At 66.9% G+C, this 2,625-nt stretch carries 3 protein-coding genes; 2 read left to right on the forward strand and 1 reads right to left on the reverse strand.

The features are described 5' to 3' along the window. Positions 1 to 798 (reverse strand): hypothetical protein (locus AC1D1T_RS31620; RefSeq protein WP_477993322.1); only part of this gene is annotated, 798 nt, incomplete at its 3' end. A gap of 196 nt (positions 799 to 994) precedes the next feature. Here AC1D1T_RS31620 and AC1D1T_RS31625 point away from each other — a divergent pair. Next, positions 995 to 1,708, forward strand: coding sequence for a CoA transferase subunit A (locus AC1D1T_RS31625; protein ID WP_047513534.1), 714 nt, complete (start codon positions 995 to 997; stop codon positions 1,706 to 1,708). A gap of 2 nt (positions 1,709 to 1,710) precedes the next feature. Then, positions 1,711 to 2,349: a 3-oxoacid CoA-transferase subunit B gene (locus AC1D1T_RS31630; protein WP_477993323.1), complete on the forward strand. Its 639-nt coding sequence runs from the start codon at positions 1,711 to 1,713 to the stop codon at positions 2,347 to 2,349. Positions 2,350 to 2,625: the final 276 nt, after the last annotated feature.

Raw genomic sequence — 2,625 nt, forward strand, 5'->3', positions numbered from 1 at the left:
CATCAGCGCCGTTGCAGGCTCCGGAATCGCCTGCACCCAACTGAAGGCGAACACCCCCAGGCTCGCGAACATCGGAAGGGGGGAGTCGTTGTGCAGCGTCAACGACAGCGCGCCGAAGGAGTCGGCGCTGTAGGTGAAAGCCTCCGGGCCGCCCGCGTGGGCTTGCGACGCGTCGTCCCACACGGTCGGATCGTCGTCCAGGATCCAGGCGTGCAGGCTGACGGCGTGCTGGTAGACGCTGTCGTCGCTCAGCGTCAGCGTCGCGAGGTTGTAGTTGCCGTCAGGTGCGAACTGGTAGTGCGTCGACAGCGCGTGCGGGTTGCTTCGGTCGAGCGTCGCCAGTCCCGACAGCGTGATCGACCCATGCGGATCCAGCTTCACGAAGCGTTGCCAGTTGATGCTCGCACTGGCGTTGTCGGTCGGCACATCGGTCGCCCAGCTCACGCCCAGGCTGTTCGTCGTGCTGTACGCGCGTGCCGACAGCTGCGATCCGCCGAGTGCCGGGAACAGCCGGTCCGACTCGCCGAACGGTGCGCCGTATTCAAGGCCGTTCGGGCCGACGAAGTTGTCGTATCGGGACGTATTGCCGGTCTGGTCCTGAGAGGTGAACATCTGACCGCCGATGTAGTTGCCGGCCAGCCAGTGGCCGACGTCGCCGGGCTCGCGCGGCGCATCGCGGCTCGCCGCGATGGTGGTGATCGGGTCCAGCGTGAACCCGGCCGAGCCGTGCTCTGCCGCCGGGGCGGTGGCCTGCAGCCCCAGTCCGGCCAGCATGATGACGAGTGCATGGATCTTCATCGCGTCGATCTCCTGAAGCTGCCGCGGTGGATGCCGGGGGCGAGAGTCCGCTCGGCAAATGGCGTGCCTGACCGCGTCCGGCCCTGTTTCGTGTTCGCGCTTCACCCTAGTCATTTCTACGTACCGCCCGCCCGGCCTACGTAACGCACTACGTAGTACGCTTCGCGGCTGATTTCCATTGCGCAGGAGACGCTCCATGAACAAGGTGTACGCCAGTGCCGCCGACGCCCTCAAAGGCATCGTGCGCGACGGCCAGCTGCTGGCCGTCGGCGGCTTCGGGCTGTGCGGCATTCCCGAGGCCCTGATCGGCGCGCTGCGCGACAGCGGCGCGAAGAACCTGACGGTGATCTCGAACAACGCCGGCGTCGACGGTTTCGGCCTCGGCCAGCTGCTCGAGACCCGGCAGATCAGGAAGATGATCTCCAGCTACGTTGGCGAGAACAAGGAGTTCGAGCGCCAGTACCTGGCCGGCGAACTCGAGCTCGAGTTCACGCCGCAGGGCACGCTGGCCGAGAAGCTGCGCGCCGGCGGCGCCGGCATTCCGGCCTTCTTCACGAAGACCGGTGTCGGCACGCTGGTCGCCGAAGGCAAGGAAACCCGCGAGTTCGACGGCGCCGTCTACGTGATGGAGCGCGCGCTGCTGCCCGAGGTGAGCCTGGTGAAGGCGCACAAGGCCGACCGCAGCGGCAACCTGGTGTTCCGCCGCACCGCGCGCAACTTCAACCCGGCGGTCGCGATGGCCGGCAAGGTCACGGTGGTCGAGGTGGAAGAGATCGTCGAGACCGGCACGCTCGACCCCGATGCGGTCCACCTGCCGGGCATCTACGTGCACCGGCTGGTGCTGAACGCGCACCCCGAGAAGCGCATCGAGAAGCGCACGATCACTGAAACCGCGAAGGCAGGGAGCTGACCATGGCCTGGACCCACGACCAAATGGCCGCCAAGGCCGCCGCCGAGCTGCAGGACGGCTTCTACGTGAACCTCGGCATCGGGCTGCCGACGCTGGTGGCCAACCATGTGCGCAGCGACATCGAGGTCTGGCTGCAGAGCGAGAACGGCATGCTCGGCATCGGCCCGTTCCCGACCGAGGACCAGGTCGATGCCGACCTGATCAACGCCGGCAAGCAGACGGTCACCACCATCCCCGGCTCGTCGATCTTCGGCTCGCACGACAGCTTCGCGATGATCCGCGGCGGCAAGATCAACCTCAGCATCCTGGGCGCGATGCAGGTCAGCGCGAAGGGCGACCTCGCGAACTGGATGATCCCCGGCAAGATGGTCAAGGGCATGGGCGGCGCGATGGACCTGGTGGCCGGCGTGCCGCGTGTGCTGGTGCTGATGGAGCACGTCGCGCGCAAGAAGGACGGCAGCGAGGACCTGAAGATCCTGCCGGCCTGCACGCTGCYGCTGACGGGCGTGGGCGTGGTGAACCGCATCATCACCGACCTCGCGGTGCTCGACGTGACGCCGCAGGGGCTGAAGCTGGTCGAGATCGCGCCGGGTGTGTCGCGCGAGGCGCTGCAATCGAAGACAGGGGTTCCGATCCTGTAGTTCGTTCGTTCGTTCGTTCGTTCGTTCGTTCGTTCGTTCGTTCGCGCATCGGCGCGGAAGGCGCGAGCGGGGAGTCTGGGGCTCGCCGTCGCAGCGGTCTTCGCCCCTGGCGGGGCGAAGACTCCCCTGCGCTGACTGGTTTCATGGCCCGTCGCCCAAACTCCCGCCACTCACTTCGTTCGTTGTGGTCAAACAGTGGGCGACAGTCAGTGCACGAAGCGCGCTGGCGCGCGCGGGCCATGAAACCAGCCAGCTCCGGCGCTACTCCCTTATTGG

The sequence above is a fragment of the Rhizobacter sp. P2_H3 genome (genome assembly GCF_056403355.1).

What these genes read in the sequence shown, in the direction of transcription:
- AC1D1T_RS31625 (WP_047513534.1), top strand. Translation starts at nt 995, where the DNA reads ATGAACAAGGTGTACGCCAGTGCCGCCGACGCCCTCAAAGGCATCGTG.